The 261-nt window shown below is 39.5% G+C and carries 1 pseudogene; it reads right to left on the bottom strand.

The annotated features are described in order from the left end of the window. A pseudogene (gene ddl, locus SB775_RS30780) lies at window positions 1–261 on the bottom strand (D-alanine--D-alanine ligase); the annotation flags it as partial.

Below are 261 nucleotides of genomic sequence, written 5' to 3'. Positions count from 1 at the left end.
GTTTTTCTTCGTGACGCTCAATCGCTAAACGAATTAGCTCTTCAATTAATTCCGGATACGGTAATCCAGTATGTTGCCATAGTAGAGGGAACATACTAAACGGCGTAAACCCTGGCATCGTATTCACTTCGTTAATATATACTTCTCCATCTTTCGTTAAGAAGAAATCAGCTCGTGTTAAGCCCGAACCATCTAATGATTGGAATGCGATAATTGCATCTCGCTTAATTACATTAGACTCTTCTTCTGTCATTTCAGCTG

The sequence above is a fragment of the Peribacillus sp. SIMBA_075 genome, from assembly GCF_046534585.1.
Note: the sequence above shows the minus strand (reverse complement) of the source record. Positions and strands in the feature narration are given on the sequence as shown.